This is a genomic window from Fluviicola sp. (assembly GCF_039596395.1).
GTDB lineage: Bacteria > Bacteroidota > Bacteroidia > Flavobacteriales_D > Crocinitomicaceae > Fluviicola.
On the sequence record NZ_JBCNJT010000002.1, the window covers coordinates 961536 to 985092 of the forward strand.

Consider the following 23557-nt stretch of genomic DNA (forward strand, 5'->3'; position numbering starts at 1 on the left):
TCTCAAGCAATCGTTTTCCTCCCGTGACTTTCCAGGTAGGCATTGACTACTTTCTTTTGTGCCTTTCGGTTCCGTAGTACGGAGCGCCGGTAACTTTTAGCGGAACGGTGAACGAAGATTTGCCCCAGGCTTACAAAGAAAGATTGAATAGGAGGGAAGAAGCGCCAGGCTGTTTGTGGCAGTTGCATAGTTTGGCAGGAACTCTTTCCCAGGAAAAACCAATTGTATCCCAAATGCGTTTTGTAAACAAGGTTCTTTTGCCAATTCTTATCCGGGAACGGTCCGTCGAGGGGTTCGAGGGTCAATGCTTTGGCAAGTGCAAGTGTGTCTTCGTCTGCGGGTGCCTGTGTAATGGTCCAGGCATAAATGGCGCGAATGGCATCGGATTCTGTTTCTGGGAAATAAGATTCGGGAGTTCCGAGTAAGTAACCGACGTATTTCCAGAAGTGGAACAGGCCTTTTATTTCGGCTTCCGTTGGTTTCATTCCCAGTCTTCGCAAGCCGTCCAGGAAAATAATGGAAAACCCCAGGTTGGTTGCCAGCATGTCCCATTGGTTGAGCGGTGCTCCCCAGTTTGCTTCCTGCCAGTTTCCTTCTTCCAGGATACTAACCCGGGCATAGGCATGCATCAACCGGATCTTCAAACATTCTTTCAGGCCGTTTTGAGGACTCGTAATGGCATTTTCTCCTACAATACGAACCCAGAACTCGGTAGTTTCCGTTAAGCGCTTAGCTGCGCCCTTTTTCAATGCCCCGGTAAAAACAAGCGGTTTGTTAATTGCCGACGATTCATATCCGCCCATCAGGCAGTAATTGCGCAGGACCATTAACCCGAGTGAACCGGATCTTCTGCAAAGGGATGCTCCCTGTTCCAGCAACTCGTCATTTAACCAGTCTGGCCTGCGGGTAATTTGACGGATAATGGTTTGCAATGATTCCGGAACATTATCGGGTGTTTCACCGTCGAGCAGTTGATTGATCCATTGGTCTGCCTGTTTGAAGCCATGTACCTGGTAAACTTCCCGGATAACCCGGTCTGCCAGTTCGTCTGTTTCAAACAAACGCGGAACGAGGTGTTCGATTGCTGCTTTTTCAGGAAAAGCTCCGGTCATTTTTTCGGCCAGTTTTTTTCCGTTACCTTTTTCCCAGTAAATGGAAAACCCCGGAGAAGGATAATAGAAGCGGGTTGGTATCATTCCTTTCCTTCTTTGTGTTTGATCAGCATGTCTTTCAGGGTATCCAGCTGGATCTTTTGCATTTCCAGTAATTCCTGCTGCTGGTGAATGATGAGGTGATCGATTTTATCGTGCAGCAAGCGGATTTCCACTTCAGATTTCAGGTTGATCATGTAATCTTTTTTGGCACGTTCACGGTCCTTTTCTTCCTGCCTGTTCTGGCTCATCATAATTACCGGGGCCTGAAGGGCTGCCAAACAAGATAAAATCAGGTTCAGGAGAATGAAAGGATAGGGATCAAATCCTTTGTTGAGCAGGAAAAAAGCGTTGAAACCGATCCAGGCCAGTAAAAAGGACATGAAAGAAATAATGAAAGTCCAGCTTCCTCCAAAGCTTGCTACCCGGTCTGCCACGCGTTGACCAAAAGTATCGGCCGGCCCCTGGTCTTCCAATTGGTCGGAAAGCAGTTTTTTCTCATTGAGCGAGTTCAGAACTGTTTTGTCCAGGTCGGATAGTTCGCCCAATTGCGCCTGCATCATATCGGTAAGGTATTTTTCCCGGTAATTGTTCAGTTCACCGATCGATAAATGGCAGCTTTCGTCGAAATCGGGGTTTTCCTTTTGGATCAATTCCAAAATAGAACCGCGGATAGTTTTTGCGGAAATGCGTTCGGAAATCGGGAAATCTGTTTTGGATAAATCGCTGCGGAAAGTGCCCATATCGGTATGAATTTGTCCGGTAAATTTACGGAGAAGAAACGATTTAAACTAAAAATGCCCTCCACTGAGCGGAAGGCATTTGATTTAAAAGAACAGATTACTTGATGCTTTTAAGCATATATGCTGCAAGCATTTTTGCACCTTTCGCATAGGATTCGGAAATACGTGCGCCTGTATCGTAATCATAACCTCCGAATTGTGACCCGGGTACATCCGGCTGTTTCAATTTGGCCATTACTTTTGATTCATCGTCACCCTCGATAAAGATGTATTCGAACGCAACTGCTGCATTTCTGCGTGCCACACCGATATTGAACCCCGGTTCAATGAACGTTGTTTTAACGATCAAGGTGTAAGTTGCTTTGCTGTTGTTTTGAGCAGCGTGAATTTTTCCGGTTAAACCTTTGTCAAACAATTCCTCGAATTTGTTCGGGAAACGTTCTTTTTTATCGCGTTCCCAGGATTTTTCCCAGGTATCGCCTCTTCCTGCTTCCTTTTCGTTGTATTCTTTGATTTTCTTTTTCTTGTAATCGCCTTCACTGGAAAAACCTCCAACCTGGAAATCCGAGAAATCGTATTTCACGTTCAATTCTGTTTGTCCTTTCAAAAAGGAAAGGTCTCCTGATTCGGTGCGAATTTTCTGAGCCAGGGACGTTAACCCAAAGCCGGCAATAAATAATAGTCCTAAACTAAGTTTTTTCATAATTGATTTTTAGGATGTTAAATTACATTTTTATTCGTTTATAACAAATCATTTGCGAGGTTTGCCAGCTCGGACCGTTCTCCTTTTTCCAGACGAACGTGTGCAAACAGGTTTTGACCTTTCAGGCGGTCGATGAGGTATGCAAGCCCGTTACTGTTTTCATCCAGGTAAGGCGTATCGATCTGGTGCACATCTCCTGTAAACACGATTTTCGTTCCTTCGCCTGCACGGGTAATGATCGTTTTTACTTCATGCGGAGTTAAGTTTTGCGCTTCATCTACAATGAACAGGATGTTGGACAAGCTTCTACCACGGATGAAAGCAAGCGGAGTAATCAGGATGCGGCCACTTTCTTCCATTTCAACAATGTGTTTGTGGCGCTTCTCGTTTTCACCGAATTGCGATTTGATGAACTTCAGGTTGTCCCACAATGGTTCCATGTACGGGCCGATCTTGTCTTTGGCATCACCCGGAAGGAAACCGATTTCCTTGTTGGATAACGGGACAAGCGGCCGTGCCAGAATGATCTGCTGGAAGAGTTTATGCTGTTCCAACGCCGCCGCCAGAGCAAGCAATGTTTTCCCGGTTCCGGCTACACCCTGCAGGGCAACTAATTTGATGTTATTATTCATCAGTGCGTTGATGGCAAATGCCTGTTCTGCATTTTTGGGCTTGATCCCGGAAGTATATTCTTTCTCCACGCGCTGAAGGGTGTCCGTATGCGGATCGAAATAGGCCAAACCGGAGCTTTTCCCGTTTTTCAGGATGTAATATCCGTTGGCTACTTTCTGATTTCCCAAAATACCTTCTTCGTCAATTGTTCCTTTCAGGAAGAGTTGTTTGATCGTTTCCGATTCGATGCCTTCAATGGTGGAACTGGAAGTTTGGGTCAATTCGTGTGAATGGACTTTGCCCGTTTCATAATCTTCCGCAAGAATTCCAAGCGCTTTTGCCTTGATGCGCAGGTTGATGTCCTTTGTAACCAGGATCACTTCCTTTTTGGGTTCCTGTTCTTTCACTGCAAGGGTTGCATTGATGATCTTGTGGTCATTCTTTCCAACACCATAAACCGCTTCTGCATCCACACCTTTCGGTTGTGAGTCGAGAAGGACTTTAAATGACCCTAAATTCGGTCCCAGGTTGATCCACTGTTGTAAACCTCCGTTTGCTGATATTTTATCAATGAAACGAATTACTTCACGGGCTGAGAAATTTTTGGTGTCATTTCCAATCTTGAACTTGTCCAATTCTTCCAAAACGGTAATCGGAATGGCGACGTCATGTCTTTCAAAGTGCATGATCGCATCGTGGTCGTGTAATAGTACAGAAGTATCTAATACGAATAGTTTGTTCTTTTTAGCCATGCTGAAGTATTTCTATTAAAGTACTTCTTTCGCAAACCTGTTACACGCAAAAACAATCAAACTTATTGACAAAGATATGTGATTAAAAAAGGGAGCTTTTAACTCCCTTTTAATGTTCTCTTTATCTTTCTATCACAAAGCGCTTCAGTGTTTTAGCGCCCAGTGATTGCAATTCGATGTTGTAGACTCCTGCTGCTAGTTTTCCACAGTCCATTTTAGTTTGACCCGGCACAAGTGTTGTCGAAGAAATCACTCTGCCTGTTTGATCCAGGATATGTGCTTCGATCGTTTGGCTGGAACCATTGTCAATATTGAGGAAAGTATTGGCCGGATTCGGATAGATATCCACCACCTGGTTCAGCAATTCAGAAACGGAATTCGGTTGTCCTGTTGAAAGGCGGTTATCGCGGTTTGATCTCGTTGTGTTGAAGTCCTGGGCCACTTTTGTCGTGGAGCACAAACTCGGAGCCGCAACGGTAACTTCGTAGAACAATCCGTCTGTATCCAAAGCCTGATCTGTGAACGTAAACAAGTTATTCGGCATGGTTTGAATGGTTGTCCATCCTGCGGCATCTGTATGTTTTCTCACGATGAAATTCGAATAGTTGAAGCCTTCGTAGCTGTCCCAGAACAGGTTGATATCATTCCCCAACCCGTGGCTGATCACTAAATGGATCGTTTTATGGGTCTGGCTCAATTCGGATTCATTTCCGCAAGCATCCACCGAGGAAATCTTGTATCTCCAGGAACGCACATTCGGTGATGCCACCAAATCGTTGTAAATGGATTCATCGGAATAAAGCACGGAGCCTACTAATTGATACAGACCGGCCTGGGAAGTTTCACGATAAATATTGAAGTGGTCAATCCCTGTGGTGATTGGTTTTTCCCAAACTACCAGGTTGGTATTCGTAGTGGAATCAACGGTAACCATACAAATCTCGATCGGATCCGGTAAAGTAGATTCTACCGTTCCGCCCAATACGGTAATACATCCGCTTGCACCAGTTACAGAAACGGAATAGAAACCGGGATTCAGGTTCGTGATATTGGGTGTCGTTGCACCGTTGGTCCACAGGTAATCTGTCGGGTTCCCGGAAATAACCGTCAACTGGATTTGTCCGTCACCTGAACAGGAAGAAGGAATAATGGTATCAATTGCCAGGGTCGGTCCGAAATTATTGGAAACCATAGCTGACGAAGTGAATGAACACCCGTTTGCATCGGTAATGTTACACGTATAAGTTCCGGCACCGATGCTTGCCAGCGTTGCACTGTTGGTTCCTATGCTGTTTCCCTGTGCGTCTTCCCATGCATAGGTGAAAGGAGTTGTTCCACCGTTGAAAGTAGCAACTACTTGTCCGTTTGTTGTGGAACATGACGGCTGGGTAACGGTCATTTGGTTCAACATGATTTGTTGCGGTTCCTGAACGGTATATGTTGCCGTAGAAACACATCCCACAGCGTCGGTAATAGTCAATTCGTAAGGTCCGCCGGCCAAACCTGTGATGTCTTCGCTGGTTGCACCGTTTGACCATGCATAAGTTAAAGGAGCAGTTCCGTTTGAAACCGTTACGTTGATAGCACCATTATTGGTGCCGTAGCAAGATGCTCCCACAGGAACTCCTGTTTGGGAAATTCCGTTCGACCCAACCATTGCAGTAGAAGTGGATAAACACCCGTTTGCATCCGTAACGGAAACAAGGTATTGCCCCGGAGCCAGATCGGAAGCACTGGAAATGGTAGAACCGTTACTCCAGTAGATGGAATATGGCGATTGCCCGTTGGTGATGGCTACCGAAGCACTTCCCGTACTTTGATTACAGTTCGAGGAACCTGTTGTAACACTCAGATCCGGAGTTTGATTGATCGTAAACGGAAGCTGCGCTGAGCTTGTACACCCGAATTGATTGGTTTTCGTGTAATTCATCGTTACGTTTGAAACAGTCGGGTAGGAAGGGTAGAACGTATTGTTCGTAATACCCGTTCCGGACCAGGTTCCTCCGTTTGGTGAGGACCAGTTATTTAAGTTGATCGGATTTGCGTTTTCACAGACCGCATTTACCGGGTTGGTGAATGTAATGACCGGTTTCGGATTGACGGTAATCGGGATCAGCATGGTTCCGCAAGAGATTCCATTGTCGAATAGCTCAAACTGAAGATCCACGATTGTCGGTGAACTGACATCATTCGTATTATTGATATTCAGCGAAAAGGTTAAACCTCCGGTAGTTGGGAATACAGTGATTGCAGAGTTCGGAATAATTCCCACGTTCTGAGAAACACAGGTCATTGTTAAGCCCTGGTGACTGAAATTCGGATCCAGGCAGTAAACGGAATTACTTGCAGAGTTATTGAAAACGGAAGATTCACACATAGCGAACAAATCGTAATCTTCAATGTTTGCCAGGATATTGTATTCTTTGACATAGAATTTACCTCCGTCCACATAAGCGATGACGTAAACACCGTTGTTTACTTCTGTTCTCAGGCAGGTTGCCGTGGAAGGAACAAAGCCGGATCCGGAAGAAATGGTACTGATGGTTGGTGTAGCTGCCATCACAGAGCTTACTTTTTTAAAGAAGCAGGAAGTTGTTTTATAGAATACGAATGCATCGTTGTTTTGGGTGTCGAAATCAAAATCTGCCACATTGGATCCGGTACTGACGTTTACCTGTGTCCCGAATGCCGATGTTGTGGGATTGTAGGCGCGGAATTTCAACGGGAAAGCAGAATAGGGAACTGCCCAGACTGAACTGATAGCAGAAGCGCCGTTATTTTTGTCGATCAGCATTTTAGAGGCCCCGTCGGAGTTGTCAATGGTGTTGTTGGTATAAACACCACCGTTCACGGAAATGTCGAACGGAATATAGTTTGACATGTCTGCTTCTTCATGGATTACGTAAGCGGTATTTCCGTCTACATGAGAAGCAAGAATACCTGTCATATCCGTTTGTTCCAGGTTGGCACTCGCTCCACCCAATACTGTTTGACTTCCCATATTCACGGTCATCAATGCATCATCCGGAGAATAGCCGGTTGCCTGTTCGTTTTCATTGTAAAATGTCAGGATCAGCTGGTTCGTGGAATTTACTTTTAAGGAGTAGTTGTGGTTGTAATTCACGGTATTGTAACCTCCGGGCCCCATGGTTTGGAAAATCCAGGATGTTCCATTGAATTTGTAAATGTACAGGAATTGGCTTGGTAAAGCTCCCTGGTTTGATTTTACGGCAAAAACAGGTGTTGTTTCCCCGATTACCAGTAAATCCAGTCCGGATGATGTTCCGGGAATAGTAGCTCCCGACATGGATACCCACTGAGCGGTTACAGGGCTCCATTTGTATACGGTAACAACTCCGCCGCTAAGAGCGGCAGCGTATAGATTTCCGCCCGGAGTAGTTTCAATATCGACTTCTGTAGCATTTGCGATACCGAGATTACTTCCTATGAAGTTCCAACCCTGTGAAAAGGAAACCGTTGAAACAAGCAGGACGAATAGCGTAAGTAGTTTTTTCATAAGTACTTTGATGTTAGCAATTCACAAGGAGCAAAGGTATGCAAATATACCTTGGAGGTTTATGGAGACTCGTGTCTAGTAATTTTCTTTGAGTGTTTTCGGTCTTTCTGCAAATGGATGGTAAAAAAAAGAGCCTGCCAAGGCAGACTCTCTTATGTACTAAAACCATATAGTTTACTCTTTACAGATTCTTTTGGTTATTTTGGAACCGGCTGAACGGATCTCCACCAGGTAGATACCTGATTGAATATCATTCAATTGAATGGAAACTTTGGAGTCGGAACTGGTTGCAGTAATCACCTCTTTTCCGGAAAGATCCGTTACACGGTAAGTAATCGTTTCATTCCCTTCTTGTACAAAAGTAATTGCTCCCTGAGTCGGATTCGGGTACATGTTGATTCCATTCAGGTAATTTTCGTCTATTCCATTTGAAGACGCTCCGTCAACACCTTCTCCTGTTGCAAACTGGCCGCGCTCACGATTGGAACGGGTGGTATTGAAATCCTGTGCTTTTTCAGCGGTACAAAAGGAGTTTAAGAGCATTTCCACGTAATAATCCACCCCGGTTGATCCGGTAGGCGGAGCATCATTGTAAAAAGAAGTTCCCAATGAAATGGGTGCACTTGCCGGAGTCCAGCCGGCCTGGTCCGTTTTTCTCCAGACTACATAACTGCTTACGTTACCCGAACCTTCATAATCATCCCAAAACACATCAAACGATCCGTTCCCTACATTCACGATGGTATTCAAATGCAGTGTTTTGTGTTCTGTAGAGATGGGACTTTCTGCTCCACAAGCATTAACAGCAGAAATTTTGTACCTCCAGGAACGATCCATCGGTGAAGCAACCACATCATTGAAATAGGACAGACTGGATGCGTTTACGGTGTCGATCAACAGGTAATTTCCTGCCAGATCCGATTCCCGGTAAATGTTGTAATGGTCAATTCGGGAAGTTTCTGTTCTTTCCCAAACAATCAGGTTTGTTGTTGTGGAAGTATCAACCGTTACCAAACAGATTGGCTGAGCAAGCGGAGCTCTCGTTCCAACAAAAACGGTTTTTTCAGAATAACAAGGTTGTGCAACCGGGCCGCTCAAAGCTGTAATGGTATAAGAACCTTCTCCCAGGTTGAAGTTACTTTGGGTAGTTGTCCCATTCGACCAGGTCCAGGAATAAGGAAGGCCTCCGCCATTCGGATCTGCGGAGAAGTTTACAGTAATTCCACCGTTGCTTTGGTTACACTGTGTATTCAAAACGCTTGTGTTGATGTCTGCGGCAAATTCATCATCCAGCTGGTGCGTGAATTGTTTGATACATCCTGTTCCGTCGGTAACTTTCAATGTATATAAACCGTGTCCTACACCTGTTAAATTTGGTCCCGTTTGCCCGGTCCCGATCCAATCGTAAGCCGGAGTTCCGGTTGCATTGACAACTGCCGAGATACTTCCGTCGGTAGCACCGCAAGTTGGTTCTGTTCCAACCAGGTTTGCAGTAATCGGTGCAGGTTCGGTGATCACATAGGAACCTGAAACCTGGCAGCCGTTATCATCCCAAACGTTTACCGAATAAGATCCCGGAGCCAAATTTGAAATGGTTTGTGTTCCGTAACCGTTCGACCAGATGAAATGATAGGTATTCGGATTCACAATGTTGATAGAGATAGATCCGTCGTTTGCACCGTTACAACTGATATTGGTAATGGTTGGAGTGATGGAAACTCCTGTTGCAGCAACAGATGTAACTCCGGTAATGTGACAGTTGTAATCATCCGTGACGTTGTAATAGTATGGCCCCGGCGCTAAATTGGAAATGGTAGTGGAACTTTCTCCTGTCGACCATTCCAACGTATAGTTGGCAGAAGTACCGGGAGTGAATGTCACTGTTGCAGTTCCTGAGGAAGCTCCGCAGGCGCTTGGTGTAGAAACTACAGAAGCACTTCCGAGAGCCGGGAATGTCATAGTGGCGGATGCAATGATCATACACCCGTCAATTTCATCATTCAGGATGATGGTTCCACCGGTAAATGTTTGTGAAAACACGGTTCCGTCGATGGTTGTTCCTGAAACGGGAGTTCCGTTAACGCTAAAAGTTCCATGATCGTAGTAATTGACGTAGTTCGTCAGATCAATCAGGTTGTCGTTTTTACACAGAGTCAGCGGGTTGGAAGAGAAACTCACTACGGGAGCGGGAGTTGTTCCGACCGTAATTTGCGGCAAATTGACAGGAGTAATACTGTATCCGTCGAAGAGCTGCAACTGGATGTTCGCATTTCCTCCGGAAGAGATATACCCGTAAATAGCATATTTGCTGATGGATGGTGAAACGGTATTGTCGAAATAGATCAATTGCGCGGTCATACCGGAAATCGTACCGGTTGCATCTGCCAGGTTCTGTATTTTCAAAGGCCCGTCCTTATTGTCGTCGTAAAATTCCAATGCATGGTAAATGAGGTTCTGATTGCCTGCACAGGTTCCTCCGGTTGCCACAATGGAAGCAGGATTGATTTCCGGCTTGATATTATATACTTTGTAGTAGTAATATCCGTCATTCTGGTAATTGATGGCCAAATGTTCCGCATTCTGGTCCAGTGAGATCATCAGTAAATCGTTCAAACCGGCCGTAAGCGGAACCATAATTCCCAGGGTATCCCAATCACCCGTTCCCCAATCTTTCCGGAAGACATATGTATCTCCGAAAGAACCGTTCCCGGCTAGTGTAAAGTTGGAAAGCAGGAAGGAATAACTGGCGTTTTGAGTAGTAGCAAAGTGAAGCGTATCAAAGTTGAAGAACAGGGAAGGATCTGTAGTTGTATTCAATTGCACGTTTCCTGTTCCGGAGAGCGATTTTTCGTACGTTTTCTGATCGCTGTAATTGCGCATGTACACATTCGGTTCATTTTGCCCGTTTCCGACCAGGATATAACTTCCGGATGTAAAATTCACCCCGGAATTGGTTTTCAAACGGCCGTCATTCGCTCCGGTTGAATTGTAATACGTTAAAGCATACGGATTGCTGATAGGAGCAACGGCTAAGCGGTTGTTTCCTCCTCCGGAAATACCGTAGTAAATGAAGTTGGAGGAAAAATGGATCACAAACCGTCCGTTTGAACTGAAAGTGGGATCAAGCAGCGTGTTTACACCGAATTCCGAATTCCAGGTATTGGTAGTTGTGTTAAAGGTACAAATACTCGTATTGGTGTTCTCTGTATACATCACCACGATTGTTCCGGATACAGGATCTGCTTTGAATGCCCAGGAACCCGGCCCGAGAGTAGCGATCAGGGAGTTGTACCCGACAATGGTATTGGTTGTAAAGTCGAACATGTGTGCATACAAGCCGCCGAAACCACATGTTACGAGGTAAGCCTTGTTGCCGATTACTTCTCCTTCTATTTGGGTCAAGGCAGAAATGTAAGTGTTTTCAGCATCCAGCCAAACCCAGCTACCCACTTCGGGGTTATACATGGTTACCCGGATGTAATTTCCGATGGAGTCACTAAAGTGATAGAGTTTTCCCTGGTACATCAACGATTTCACTTGTCCGGCAGAAACATATGGATCTGCGGGCATGTCAGACGACCAGTCGTACGTTTGTCCCTGTGCATTCGCAGCACCAAGCAGCAGAAACAGGAAGAATAAGAGCTTTTTCATCAGCGTAGAATTAAATAGTGCAGGAAAAATCATTGCTCCCGGTTGGAGCAATGATTCTTTTTATCATGTTTATTATCGGGCAATTTAAAGTTTAACTACCCGCTTAATGATTTTAATGTCGTTTAATTTCAGTTCCACCAGGTATACGCCTGCATTCAACTGGCTCATATCAAGAACCGTATTCGATTGGCTGCTCTGGCTTGTCTGCATCAATTGCCCGGACAATGAAAGAACCGTATAAGTTACGTTTTCATTTCCATCCTGTACAAAAGTCAATTTATCGGTAGTCGGGTTCGGGTACATCCCGATGCTGTTCAGGTAATTTTCACCGATTCCATTAGACGAAGCTCCGTCAACTCCTTCTCCGGCTGTAAGCTGGCCTCTTTCGCGGTTGGATCTTACAGTATTGAAATCCTGTGCTTTTTCTGCAGAACACGGCGTGGTTAATTCAAATTCCACCAGGTAGTCCAATCCCGGAGTAGCGTAATCTACCCCATCCGTAAATGTCAATGTGGTATTTGGAACAGTATCTGCCGCCACCCAGCCATCTGCTGTGGTGTATCTCCAAACAATGTAATCTGTAAAGGCAGTTGTTCCTTCGTAAGCATTCCAGTTTACCTGTACGGAATTGCTTCCCAAATCCAGCAAGTCCAGGTGAATGGTGCGGTGAGGAATACTCAGCGGGCTTTCCGTTCCGCAAACATTTACGGCACTGATTTTATAACTCCATGAACGCTCGGAAGGTGATGCGATTACGTCGTTGAAAAGGGAAATGTTATCAAAATTCACGGTATCAATCAGGACATATTCACCCTGAACGGATGTTTCGCGGTAAATGTTGTAATGATCGATTCCAACTGTTTGTGTTTTTTCCCAAACAATCAGGTTGGAAGTTGTCAAACTGTCAACAGTGATGATACAAATATCCTGTCTCAATGGTTTTACAACCGGGATATCCCATCCTTTGATCGCTCTACAGCCCGTATTGGCTACTGTCAGCGTACAAACATAGTTTGCAGCAGGGACATCCAGTAAGTTTTGGGTTGTTGCTCCGTTCGACCAAACAATAGACTGGATCGGATCTCCTGACCACACCCACACATTGGTAAAGATTTTTCCGTCGTCGTCCCCGCATCCCGCCGGAATAACCTGTCCGGAAATATCTGCGGAGTTATCTTCGCTCAAGTAAACGGGTTTCACAGCCATACAGTTATTCGCATCTTTCACGGTTGCCGAGTAAATACCCATTGCAAGGTTTGAATTGATATCACCTGTTGCGCCGTTTGACCAGGTTGTAGTGTAGGGAGGAGTTCCACCTGTTATTCCCCAAACTTCGATTTCTCCGTCTGTACCGCCACCACATGTAGGTCCAACGTTTACGCCTGCTTCAAAGGTAATTTTATCCGGTTGTGTAATCGTAATTGCTTTGGAAACCGTACAGTTATTGGCATCTGTTGCGTAAACGGTGTAGGTTCCAGCCAACAAACCGGTAACAGACGTTCCCGTATGCCCGGAAGACCAGATGTAGCTTACAGGAGTTGTTAAACCTGTTTGAGAGATCGTAATTCCACCGTTTGCCTGGCTGTAACAAACCACATTGGAAACTGTTTCGTTGATTGAAACTCCTGCAGGATCAATGGAAAACGCTGCGGTAGTAGAACAATTGTTCGTGTCGACAAAATAGTACATATATTGGCCTGCCGGCAAATTGGATATGCTGGAAGTTCCGGTAACTCCGTTAGACCAGCTTTGGCTGGAAAGTGGTGCTCCGCCGCTTACTGTTGCAACGGCTGTTCCGGTTGCGCCACCACAGGAAGTTGGTGTTGTAGCTACGGAAACTGTCGGTGACATAAATAAATTCAGCGTCAGGAAATCATACGATGAACAAACCCCGTTGGATACGGTGTAGTTAATCCCGATGACATCATTGAAAGTATATCCTTGTTCAATCATATTGAATTCTGCATTCGGATAAACCATTCCGTCATAGTCAAAAACGCCTCCTGCCGGGCTCACGAACTGGTTCAGGTCAACTGTTCCCTGGCTGGAGCAGATTTGTGCGTAAGGTGCTACAGTAATGTTTGGAGATTCAGTAACCGTAACGGTAGGAAGTTGTAAGAATACGGTTTGTGTTCCGTCACTGACTTCCAAAGTGATGATGCAGGTACCTGCACCGCTGAAACCCCAGCTGGAATATAAATAAGAACTCAACGTTCCTGTAGAACCCGTATTTCCTGCATACAAGGAAGCATCCTGGATAACAGATTGGTTCGAAGAAGTCATTCCGACAATGGTAATGAAGTCACCGTCCGCGTCCGTAATCTCGAAAGGCTGGAAAATCTGAACCTCACTATCGTCCGAAGAACAAAGAAAAGAATTAAGAACTGTTTGAGATAGATTTAGTACAGGGGCGCTTGCAAACGAACTGAAACCCAATAAGATCATGGCAGTGGCAGCTAATACTCTCATTTATGTAGCGTTTTAATTTAGAAAGCCAAAATTAAGGAAAGTATTGCAATAGAGGTCATTGGAATAAGTAATTTCCCAGTTAGAGTGTGTAGCTTACAAAATATGGATTGTTTTATGCGAATAAAGCCTTTAAAACTTCGTCAATTCGCGAACAAGGTACTAATTCGATTTTGAAGTTCGATTGATCGATTCCTTTGTTGTGTTTGGAAATAATGATTTTCTCAAAACCTAATTTTTCGGCCTCACGGATTCGCTGATCAATGCGGTTTACCGGGCGGATCTCTCCCGATAGCCCGACTTCTGCGGAACAGCAGATCGAACGGTCAATGGCAATATCGGCATTGCTTGACAATACAGCGGCTACTACTGCCAAGTCAATGGCCGGGTCGTCTACCCGGATTCCACCGGCAATGTTCAAAAAGACATCTTTTGCGCCCAGTTTGAATCCGCAGCGTTTTTCCATAACGGCCAGCAGCATGTTTAACCGGCGGAGGTCAAATCCGGTGGATGAACGCTGAGGTGTTCCGTAAGCAGCTGTGCTTACCAAAGCTTGTACTTCGATCAGTAAAGGTCTTAATCCTTCGAGCGTTGCAGCGATGGCAACACCGCTCAGTTTGCTGTCCCCGGAAGAGATCAGGATTTCGGATGGATTCTCTACCGTTCTCAAACCTGAACCGTTCATTTCGTAGATTCCCAGTTCGTTGGTGCTTCCAAAGCGGTTTTTGATCCCGCGGAGCAAGCGGTAAACGTGGTGCTGATCGCCTTCGAACTGCAAGACGGCGTCTACCATGTGTTCCAATACTTTCGGGCCGGCCAATGAACCTTCTTTGGTAATGTGCCCGATCAAAAATACCGGAACTTCGGTCATTTTCGCATAACGCAATAGCTGTGCGGTACATTCGCGGATCTGGGAAATGCTTCCCGGCGCACTTTCAATCTGTGAACTGAAAAGCGTTTGGATGGAATCGACTATCAAAAGCTCCGGGCTGGTGTCTTCAGCTTGTTTGAAAATGTTTTGGATATTGGTTTCGGTCAGGATAAAGCAGGATTCGTTTTTCTGCCCGATCCGTTCGGCGCGCATTTTGATTTGCTGCTCACTTTCTTCCCCGGAAACATACAAAACGCGTAAAGAGGTTTGTACGGCCAATTGAAGGAGCAGGGTAGATTTCCCGATTCCCGGCTCGCCGCCGAAAAGAATGAGTGATCCGGGAACCAATCCGTCTCCGAGCACGCGGTTGATCTCACTGTCCGGAAGAACGATCCTGCGCTGACCGTTTGAAACGATCTCCTGCAAAACCTGTGCTTTGGCCGTACGCCCGGATGAGGTGGAAAAGGCGATGACTTGTGGCAATTGCTTTTCAACCAGTTCTTCCACAAAAGTGTTCCATTCCCCGCAAGAAGGGCATTTGCCCAACCATTTCGGAGTTTCGTACCCGCAATTCTGACAGAAGAAAGCTGATTTTATTTTAGCCATAGTGTAAAAATAAAAAAAGCCGCCTACCTGAGCAGACGGCTTTTAAAAATAGTTCTAAGGAATTATTTAATGATCAACTGTTTTGTGCTGTTTCCAAGGGCATTTTTCATTTGCACGAAATATACTCCTGAAGACAAATCAGCAATATTCATACTGGTTGAAACACCGTATGTACTTACTTGTCTGACAACTGCACCTTGTGCTGTGATCAACGTAATTTCTTTCAGTAAGTCATCATTTGTCAACCCGAATTGAACAAACTCATTCGCAGGGTTCGGATACAAACTCCAGGATTCCTGCAAGGCAGATAACTCATTCAGTCCTGCAGGCCCACCTACACAGAAAATAGTGGTGTGAGAATCTCCGAAATCGGCATCTGCCTCCAACAATGCCCCAAGCGTATCTGCACCGGACATGATTTCGTAATGTCCGCTTGGAGTTCCTGCTATACCATCACCGAAATCATCGTTGATGATGAAATGATAACAACCATCCGATAAACAAAAGGAAGAAGAATAGGTAGCAACGCCGCTGGATAAATCTGCATAAGGCCCACCTGTATAATAAGTAATATTTTCTGCTTCATTGGTCAAAGACCAGGTTACTTCGCTTCCCCATTTATCGGTTGTCAGGGATAAATCAACAGTAGTTGGATTGACAACAGTTGTGAAATTAGATTGGATCGTATCGTTATTGTTGTTTTCGTCTGTTCCTGTATTCGGATTTGTCACATACGCGTTGAAAACGTGATTTCCTCCTGCGAGAGTAGCAGATGGTAAAGCAACGACCTGATTTTGGTATTGATTGAGTGAACCTGTCCAGGAATAAGTTTGCCCGAAATTACCATCGTATCCGTAATGGATAGTTGCAGCGGTCAATGGAGTGCTTCCATAATTTACCAGGGTAAAAGAAGGAGTTACTGTTCCGGAACAAATTGTTCCCGAAGCTCCGGATATGGTTCCCAGACCTGCGTCTAATGCAACTCCCGGTCCGGCCGGATCAACTCCATCCAGGGTTAAGGTTCCTGTGTTTGATGGATCTAACCAAAATTTAAGCTGTGAAGCGCTTGTTCCGCCCCCTAACCAGGAAGTGTACAATTTTCCGTATTCATCCGATAGGGAAGAGCCACCGCAAATAGATGCACCCCCGTGTAATTGACCGACAGTTCTGTGATTTTGGTCAAACAAAGGAGAACCTGACGAACCTCCTTCAGTCACACCATTGTCCCAACTGGTTACTCCCCAATGGCTATCCGCAGGACTTGGACCAAAGGTAGTAGAGATCAGCGGGGTGTTTTCAAAGGAGATTTTTTTAATGTCTCCTGCAGGATGGTGAATACCCACTGCGGATGTTGCCGGGACGTTGGTTGCATTGAACCCATTGTAATAAACTCCCCATGCAGGATTCGGAGCCGAATTCAATTCGGTTAAAGTAAAATCTGAAGGAGAATAATTGGCACGCAATGTTCCACCATTTATGTTCATAGTCGTTGGTCCGTTATTGGACGTATTATTTGCTGTTGCGCAAATTGCATTAGCTGCGGTTCTTTCCCATCTGAATCGAAAAACCCAGCTTGCAGGAGTTGTTCCGCAGTGGTTTGCCGAAAGGAAGTAAGGGATAATTGTTCCCGAAGTGTTGTTGATTAATGATCCTGTACAGAATCCACCTCCGTTTACCATCATGGCAACGGCATTTCGCTGATTTTCCCAGCCTGCCCCGATCGGGCAATTCACATCATACTCACAATTTCCGGAGCTACCCAGGGCTTTTACTTCTGATTCCAGGTCGAAATAGCCGTGCACAACCGTTCCGATGTGTAATTGAGAAGTACCTGCCTCGTTTGCCGGTTCCTGCAATTCAATTACTACGACATCATCGTGAATCAACTCCGTTCCCAATACGTGGTTTTCGTTGTTATTCAAGCTGGTGTGAGCACCGATAAACTCTTTTTTATCTCCATCGGACAAATAAAGCCTTGCGTTTTCGGATAGCTGAAAGGCATCAAAAATCAAATTCAATGACAAGGCCCCTGGCGATTTTATTTTTAATTGCCTTACTACCGTTCCATTGGGAAGTGTTTTGATTTCTGCGGTGGTCATGAAATTGATGTTCACCGGCAATTCTTTTCCGAAACGTAGTTCTTTTTCCAGAGTACCACCTCTTCGGGTCATTTCATTGTTGCCTTCCAGTTCATTGTCAACAGCAACCATTTGAATGGTTTCCTTAGGCATTCCAACCTTTTCTTTCCAGGAAACGGGAGTTCCTAAGAGTTGCACCTGTGAAATCCCGGAGAAGGCAATTCCTAACAGTGCAACTGTGAGTAGTTTTTTGTTCATAGTTTATATTTATTTGGAGAGTTTACTTTTTGACACGTTTGATGCTGCATCCTCTTGGCGGAGTGGAATTCGTCGGGATTTCCTTTCCTGCAGAAGCAGCTTCAATGGCATTTTTCAGGTAGTTTTCATCGGAAGTGCGTTTTCCGTCGACTTTATTGTCGATTGCACCTGTATAGATCAATTCCGTTTTGGTGTTCAACAGGAAAATATGCGGTGTGGTTCTTGCGCCGAACGCATCTGCCAGCACGGAGTTCTTATCGATCACGTAAGGCATGGTATATCCTTTGTCTTTGGCTCTTTTTTTCATGGCTTCCGCTGAATCGTCGTCGTTGCGTTTTGCTTCATTGGAGTTTACCAGGACCATTTTGTAACCATGATCGGAGGCGAATTTGTTCAGGTCGTTGTATTGTTTCTCCCAGCCTTCGAAATTATCGCTTCCTACTACGAACGGACAGGTGTTGCATGAAAAAACAACCACCAATCCTTTTTCTCCCATTAGAGACGCCAGCTGGGTGCTTTTACCGTCCAAACTTTCCAGCTTGTGGTCCATCATGGGAACCGGCTGGCCGATCGGGAGGTTTTTCATGTCTTCATTTTGGGCAAACGAACCGGTGGATACCAACAGGGAAATTCCGGTGATGGCATTTTTAATTGCACGGGAGAATAACATATTCAGTTGAAATATTTTACATTTATCTGCCAATTTACGCTTTATTCCCAATATGAAAAAATCTTTAATCATTCTTTTTGCGCTGGTTAGCATTTCTAATTATGCCCAGAATTTCGAAATCCCACCGTTGAAACAGCCTTATTTTGATATCATTGAGTGGAAAGGCATCGGTGCTTTGGCACTAAGCCGGGATTTGTCATTAACCCAGAAACAGGTAGACCTGACAATGGTTTCGGGTGACGGAAAGAGTGCCTGGCAGCAGGTGTATAACCCGATGGCGAAGGAAACTTATTTCATATCGGAAGACGGAGGTAAATATGCTTACTTTCTTGAAAACCTGGAACTCAAAGATAACAAGGTTTTTATCCACCAGTTGAGTGCTGCCGGGAACATTAAAGTCATGAATCTCACCTTTTTGGCACCTTTAAAGCGCCTGGGAGATTTCAGTCCTTCGGATCTGTACTTAACGGATATCATTACTACGGAAAAAGCGCTTCTGTGGATATTCAAACACCGCGACAAGGAAAAATTGACTACGATCGCGGTTTCCATGACTCATCATAATTTCAATATGTATGCTTTCGTGGTTTCTGAAAATGTGATCAGTTCAACAAAGATCGAAGACCAGATTTCCTGGTACGTTGCCGGCGAGAAAGGAGAGAATATTTTGTTTGCTGCACGTTTGCACGCCGGAAAGGAAGCCGGATGGAAAGTGAAAGAATACAATCCGAAAGGTGTGATGGTTTCAGAACAGGTCCTGGAACAGCGCGGAACGAATTTCATGGCTCATGCACGTGTCGGTTTCGGAAGAAGAGGAAGTGCCTTGCTGAAAAGAAGTGAACCCAATGAAAAAGGAACGCTGGTTTTTGCAAACGGTGCATATTATGTAGGTGGAATTGAAATGAACGGAACTTCAGCAAACCTGATCAGTTACAAGATGGAAGAAAAGGAATGGAAGAAAGTTTGTACTTCTCCGTATTCGTCATACAATACTAAAAAAGACCTGGAAGTCGGCTGTTTCAGAATGGATGAAGGGATCGGCTGGTACGTCAATTCCGGAAAGCCGGAAGGGCATTTTCACCCTTTTACATCGGGTACCGGAATCGTATCCGGAACGATCGATCAGGCAACTTCTAATCCAAGTCGTTTGCTTACTGCGGAATTTCCGAGTAAATTTGTAGTTGAATTGAATACGAAATGGTTGGTTTTTGATCCAAAACAATTACCGACAAAGAACAGTTTAACCTTCGAATACATACAGAAATGATCATTGGAATTTGTGGCGGAAGTGGATCCGGAAAAACAACTCTTTTAAAGCGCCTGGCGGCATTTTACGGTGAAATTCACCCTACGGTTTTTTCCATGGATAATTACTATCGTCCTATCGATCAGCAGCTTTCAGATGAGAATGGTCACGTGAATTTCGACTTGCCTACAGCTTTGGACAGAGAGCGCCTTGTAAAAGACCTGAGAGATTTGAAGGAAGGAAAGTCCATCGAAGTGAAGGAATATCATTTCAATGCTCCGCCGAATAAAAATGTACTGATTACCCTGGACCCTTCCCCGATTATTATTGTTGAAGGATTGTTTTTGTTCGAGTATTCGGAAGTTAATGAGTTATTGGATTTTTCCATTTTTATGGATGTGGACCCGGATGTACAGCTGGACAGACGATTGTATCGCGACCAGGAAACAAGAGGCTATTCGCGTGAAGCGATTATGTACCAGTGGAAAAATCACGTGGTTCCATGCTACGAGCAATACCTGGAGCCGTTTATGCATTTGGCGGATTTCGTTTTTGAGAATGACCAGCAGGCAGATTTGGAATTTGAACGGTTGATCCAGATGCTGACTCCCAAATTATTATGTTTAAAGGAATAATTCAATTTTTCGCAAAAAGAGGATTTGCATTTATTCTAAGTGCATGTTTTTTGCTATTAATCGGATTATTGATCAGCTTAAAGCGATCCGGGCGCGAAGACATGCGGCAATTCCAGCAGGTTTTTTTAAGCCAGACTGCGAAAGCGAAAAATCAATTGAATCACGTTCCCGGAGATTGGAAATCCCTTAGCAAAGGCGCATTTTCAAAGAAATACAACAACCTGGAAAACACGCTTTTCGTGCATGTTTATCACGGAGATTCCCTGGTTTTCTGGAATACGAATAAATGTCCCGTAAACCGGTTCACGGATCTTCATTTTCCGACCAACGGTGTCGTGCAGCTGCAAAATGGCTGGTATTACGCGCAGTTGCTGAAGCAAGGCCCCGATATTTTTGTTGTCACATTCGGAATCAAACGTGTTTTTCCAATTGCCAATGATCAGCTGAAAGATTACTTTTTCAAACCTTTTCCGGCCATACATGGAACGGTTTCACTGGTAACGGAAAAAGACCATACTATTTTTGATCAGCACGGGGAAGCTATTTTCGGAATAGACCAGCTGGAGCAAAACCCCGACAATGGATTTTTACTGACCACTATTTTTGCAACGATCGGTGCAATTATCCTGCTGCTTGCCTTCAGGATCCGGTCTTACCTGAAAACGACACTTTCACGGGTGATTTTCGTGTTTGCGGTTCTGATGCTCCGCTACCTGGCTTTACGCTTCGATTGGTTTGACTGGATGGAGAATACTTCTTTGTTTGATCCGGGCCTTATGGCTTTAAACAGCTGGATCCCGAATTTCGGAGAAGTACTCGTGTGGTTTGTTGCACTACTCATGATCACTCCTTCCATTGGAAAAATCATTGCCGGTGTGACCAATCGATTTTTGGTATATGCACTGTTGCTGCTCATCCCGGTATTGATGATGATTTACCCGCAGATCATCAAGCTGATAATTGTCAATTCCACGATCCCGATTCATTTGAGTGAGCTTCTGAAGCTGAATATTTTCTCCATTGTATTTATTTTCCTGATCGGTCTGAGTTCTTTAATGCTGTTCCGGTTTTACTTGCTGGTGCTGGAAAGATGGAGAAACCTGAAACCGGCACGGATTGAAATTTATGGGATACTTCTTGCGGTATTCGCTTCCGTGATTATTGCCAACGAATGGATTTTCCGCCTGCACGGTTTCTGGATCATCTGGATGTTTGCGCTTTTCATCGTTTCTGTAGTCATTCACTTTCGCGGAAGCTGGAATTTCACGTTTTACTTGCTGGCTACTTTCCTGGTTTCCTTTGGAATTACCATGAACCTTGAAATGGAAGCCAAGAAGAAGGAGCGGGAAGAGCGCCTGCTTTTTGCCAATCAATTGGCCGATGACCGGGATATCAATGCAGAAGTTGATTTCACCTATGCAAAAGAAAAACTGATTTCGGAACCATTCCTGAAACGATTATTCCACCACGATACCAAACCCAGTTTTTCCGAATTGAAAGAGGCCATGGAGTACCAGGTTTTCAAAGGATACTGGGACCGTTTTGATGTGGATTTTTACTACTACCTGGAAGACAGTTTGGGTATCCGTTTGAACGGGATGTACAAAAAGCAATTGGATGAATTGATTGAAAGACACGGAATCCGGTCTGAAATTGATTCCAGTTTGTACTACGTAAAAGATTATACCAGCCAGTTTAACTACGTCTTTTACCTGCCGCTGGAACGGAACGGGGTAAATGTGGAGTTTTACGGAACCATGAAATCCAAGCGCATCCCTGAAAAAATTGGTTTCCCGCGCCTGCTTATCTCAAAACAAACCGCTGTTTTTGAATCCCTGGAACGCTATTCCATCGCCAAGTATTTTAACAGCCAACTGGTCCTGAATTACGGGATTTACAGTTACCCGACAGATCTGAGAGTCTTTGGTGATGACAATGAGGGCGGGCATCAGTGGTATGAAAAAGACGGTTTTGAGCACCTGATTTTTAAGAAATCCAGGACGGATGCCATTATATTGAGCAAAACCATTCCTTCCTGGCTGTCTTACCTGACAACCACTTCCATCTTACTGGTTTGTTTCGGTGCGATGCTAACGATTGTGCTGCTGTTGAAACAATTGAACCAGGTCAAAGTTTCGACCGGAATTTCGATGATTACCAAAATCCAATTGGTGCTGATCGGATTGATTGTCATTTCCCTGGGTGGATTCAGTATTGCGAGTACCACCATGCTGAGTGGCCAGTACCGCAGTTATTCCACCGACCAGATCCGTGAAAAAGTGAAATCGGTGATCAACGAGATCAATTCCAGGCAACGGTTCATGTCGGAGAAATTCAGCGATAAAAACCAGGAAGAACTGGATTATCAGTTGCGCCGGTGGTCGAAAGTATTCCTGGCAGATATCAATTTGTATCAATCTGACGGGATCCTGGCGGGAACATCGCGCACCAAGATCTACAACATGGGCTTGCTCAGTGAACAAATGAACCCGAAGGCTTTGTATGAGCTTCAGTTCAGTATGCGTTCGGAGTTTATCCACGAAGAAAATATCGGTTCGTTGGTTTATTTGTCGGGATATGTTCCGGTATTCAACCACGAGAATGAATTGCTGGGTTACCTGAATATTCTTCACTTTGACCAGCGCAATGTTTTCGAGGAACAATTACGGCAATTCTTTGTGGCTATCCTGAACGTTTTCATGCTTTTGCTGGTTTTGTCCATCCTGGTTGCGTTGCTTGTTTCTTCCTGGTTGACGGGTCCGTTGATGTTATTGCGAAAAAGTTTCTCCCAGTTTGAATTGGGAAAAAACAGTTCGCAGATCAATTACAAAGCACAGGACGAGATTGGTTCGCTGGTTGCCGAGTACAATCATAAATTAAATGAACTGGCGGAAGCTGCAGCAAAACTGGCCCAATCGGAGCGTGAAAGTGCGTGGAGGGAAATGGCAAAACAAGTTGCGCATGAAATTAAGAATCCGCTTACCCCGATGAAATTGAGCATTCAGCACCTACAGCGCGTGTTTGATCCGAATGATCCCAAGGCTGCGGAGCGCATCGAACGTGTGACGAGTTCTTTGATCGAACAAATAGACGCATTAACCCACATTGCAAACGAGTTTTCGAATTTCGCGAAACTTCCGCAACCAGTCATTGCTGAAATTGACCTGGGGAGCTTAATTAAGGCCGTTGTGGCGTTATTTGACAGTGATTCGAACGTGGATATCAGTTTGGAGTTAAACAACTCACAGCAGCGGATTTTGATACCCGGTGACAAAGAAATGCTGCTCCGTGTATTGAACAATTTGGTGTCGAACGGAATTCAGGCAGTTGCAATGAACCGGAAAGCAACTATTTTGATTACTGTTGAAACTACCGGAGAGCTTGCTCTTGTCCGTGTGAAGGACAATGGTACGGGTATTCCGGAAGATCAGATCCAAACGATATTCGAGCCGTATTTCACCACGAAATCAACCGGCACAGGTTTGGGGCTGGCAATGGTGAAACAAATTGTTGAAACGCATCACGGTTCGATTGAAATAGAACATACGTCATCCGAAGGAACGACGGTTTTGGTGACGCTTCCAAGATTATAATAAAA

At 44.8% G+C, this 23557-nt stretch carries 13 protein-coding genes; 3 read left to right on the forward strand and 10 right to left on the reverse strand.

Translation table 11 applies throughout. The annotated features are described in order from the left end of the window. Nucleotides 1-2: 2 nt before the first annotated feature. The 10 genes from ABDW02_RS13085 to ABDW02_RS13130 form a co-directional block, all read right to left on the reverse strand. Nucleotides 3-1196: an oxygenase MpaB family protein gene (locus tag ABDW02_RS13085; protein WP_343635098.1), complete on the reverse strand. Its 1194-nt coding sequence runs from the start codon at nucleotides 1194-1196 to the stop codon at nucleotides 3-5. After that, nucleotides 1193-1894, reverse strand: coding sequence for a DUF1003 domain-containing protein (locus tag ABDW02_RS13090; RefSeq protein WP_343635100.1), 702 nt, complete (start codon nucleotides 1892-1894; stop codon nucleotides 1193-1195). Before ABDW02_RS13090 ends, ABDW02_RS13085 begins: the two co-directional genes overlap by 4 nt. 97 nt (nucleotides 1895-1991) lie before the next feature. Next, nucleotides 1992-2597: a hypothetical protein gene (locus ABDW02_RS13095; RefSeq protein ID WP_343635102.1), complete on the reverse strand. Its 606-nt coding sequence runs from the start codon at nucleotides 2595-2597 to the stop codon at nucleotides 1992-1994. Between the two features lie 38 nt (nucleotides 2598-2635). Next, nucleotides 2636-3961: a PhoH family protein gene (locus ABDW02_RS13100; RefSeq protein WP_343635104.1), complete on the reverse strand. Its 1326-nt coding sequence runs from the start codon at nucleotides 3959-3961 to the stop codon at nucleotides 2636-2638. A gap of 121 nt (nucleotides 3962-4082) precedes the next feature. Next, nucleotides 4083-7478 (reverse strand): T9SS type A sorting domain-containing protein, encoded by a 3396-nt coding sequence (locus tag ABDW02_RS13105; protein WP_343635106.1) that lies wholly within the window; start codon nucleotides 7476-7478, stop codon nucleotides 4083-4085. 174 nt (nucleotides 7479-7652) lie between these two features. Next, entirely contained in the window at nucleotides 7653-11129 is a 3477-nt protein-coding gene (locus tag ABDW02_RS13110; RefSeq protein WP_343635108.1) for a T9SS type A sorting domain-containing protein, read from the reverse strand. An 84-nt stretch (nucleotides 11130-11213) separates the two neighbouring features. Beyond that, nucleotides 11214-13598 (reverse strand): T9SS type A sorting domain-containing protein, encoded by a 2385-nt coding sequence (locus ABDW02_RS13115; RefSeq protein WP_343635110.1) that lies wholly within the window; start codon nucleotides 13596-13598, stop codon nucleotides 11214-11216. Between the two features lie 112 nt (nucleotides 13599-13710). Next, nucleotides 13711-15072, reverse strand: a complete 1362-nt coding sequence (gene radA, locus ABDW02_RS13120; RefSeq protein ID WP_343635112.1) for a DNA repair protein RadA — start codon at nucleotides 15070-15072, stop codon at nucleotides 13711-13713. Nucleotides 15073-15134: 62 nt separating this feature from the next. Beyond that, nucleotides 15135-17408 (reverse strand): T9SS type A sorting domain-containing protein, encoded by a 2274-nt coding sequence (locus ABDW02_RS13125; protein ID WP_343635114.1) that lies wholly within the window; start codon nucleotides 17406-17408, stop codon nucleotides 15135-15137. A 22-nt stretch (nucleotides 17409-17430) separates the two neighbouring features. Then, a complete protein-coding gene (locus tag ABDW02_RS13130; protein ID WP_343635116.1) occupies nucleotides 17431-18078 on the reverse strand; it encodes a thioredoxin family protein in 648 nt (215 codons plus the stop codon). 52 nt (nucleotides 18079-18130) lie between these two features. Between ABDW02_RS13130 and ABDW02_RS13135 the strand changes: the two genes are divergently transcribed. From ABDW02_RS13135 to ABDW02_RS13145, 3 genes are read left to right on the forward strand one after another with little or no spacing between them, the layout of a single operon-like run. Then, a complete protein-coding gene (locus ABDW02_RS13135; protein WP_343635118.1) occupies nucleotides 18131-19345 on the forward strand; it encodes a hypothetical protein in 1215 nt (404 codons plus the stop codon). Beyond that, a complete protein-coding gene (locus ABDW02_RS13140; protein ID WP_343635120.1) occupies nucleotides 19342-19959 on the forward strand; it encodes a hypothetical protein in 618 nt (205 codons plus the stop codon). Before ABDW02_RS13135 ends, ABDW02_RS13140 begins: the two co-directional genes overlap by 4 nt. Then, entirely contained in the window at nucleotides 19944-23552 is a 3609-nt protein-coding gene (locus tag ABDW02_RS13145; protein ID WP_343635122.1) for an ATP-binding protein, read from the forward strand. The genes ABDW02_RS13140 and ABDW02_RS13145 overlap by 16 nt, the downstream gene beginning before the upstream one ends. Nucleotides 23553-23557 lie beyond the last annotated feature (5 nt).

Coding starts and splice junctions, on each gene's coding strand:
- ABDW02_RS13145 (WP_343635122.1), top strand. CDS start 19,944: ATGTTTAAAGGAATAATTCAATTTTTCGCAAAAAGAGGATTTGCATTT.
- ABDW02_RS13100 (WP_343635104.1), bottom strand. CDS start 3,961: ATGGCTAAAAAGAACAAACTATTCGTATTAGATACTTCTGTACTATTA.
- ABDW02_RS13085 (WP_343635098.1), bottom strand. CDS start 1,196: ATGATACCAACCCGCTTCTATTATCCTTCTCCGGGGTTTTCCATTTAC.
- ABDW02_RS13115 (WP_343635110.1), bottom strand. CDS start 13,598: ATGAGAGTATTAGCTGCCACTGCCATGATCTTATTGGGTTTCAGTTCG.
- radA (WP_343635112.1), bottom strand. CDS start 15,072: ATGGCTAAAATAAAATCAGCTTTCTTCTGTCAGAATTGCGGGTACGAA.
- ABDW02_RS13135 (WP_343635118.1), top strand. CDS start 18,131: ATGAAAAAATCTTTAATCATTCTTTTTGCGCTGGTTAGCATTTCTAAT.
- ABDW02_RS13130 (WP_343635116.1), bottom strand. CDS start 18,078: ATGTTATTCTCCCGTGCAATTAAAAATGCCATCACCGGAATTTCCCTG.
- ABDW02_RS13110 (WP_343635108.1), bottom strand. CDS start 11,129: ATGAAAAAGCTCTTATTCTTCCTGTTTCTGCTGCTTGGTGCTGCGAAT.
- ABDW02_RS13095 (WP_343635102.1), bottom strand. CDS start 2,597: ATGAAAAAACTTAGTTTAGGACTATTATTTATTGCCGGCTTTGGGTTA.
- ABDW02_RS13105 (WP_343635106.1), bottom strand. CDS start 7,478: ATGAAAAAACTACTTACGCTATTCGTCCTGCTTGTTTCAACGGTTTCC.
- ABDW02_RS13125 (WP_343635114.1), bottom strand. CDS start 17,408: ATGAACAAAAAACTACTCACAGTTGCACTGTTAGGAATTGCCTTCTCC.
- ABDW02_RS13140 (WP_343635120.1), top strand. CDS start 19,342: ATGATCATTGGAATTTGTGGCGGAAGTGGATCCGGAAAAACAACTCTT.
- ABDW02_RS13090 (WP_343635100.1), bottom strand. CDS start 1,894: ATGGGCACTTTCCGCAGCGATTTATCCAAAACAGATTTCCCGATTTCC.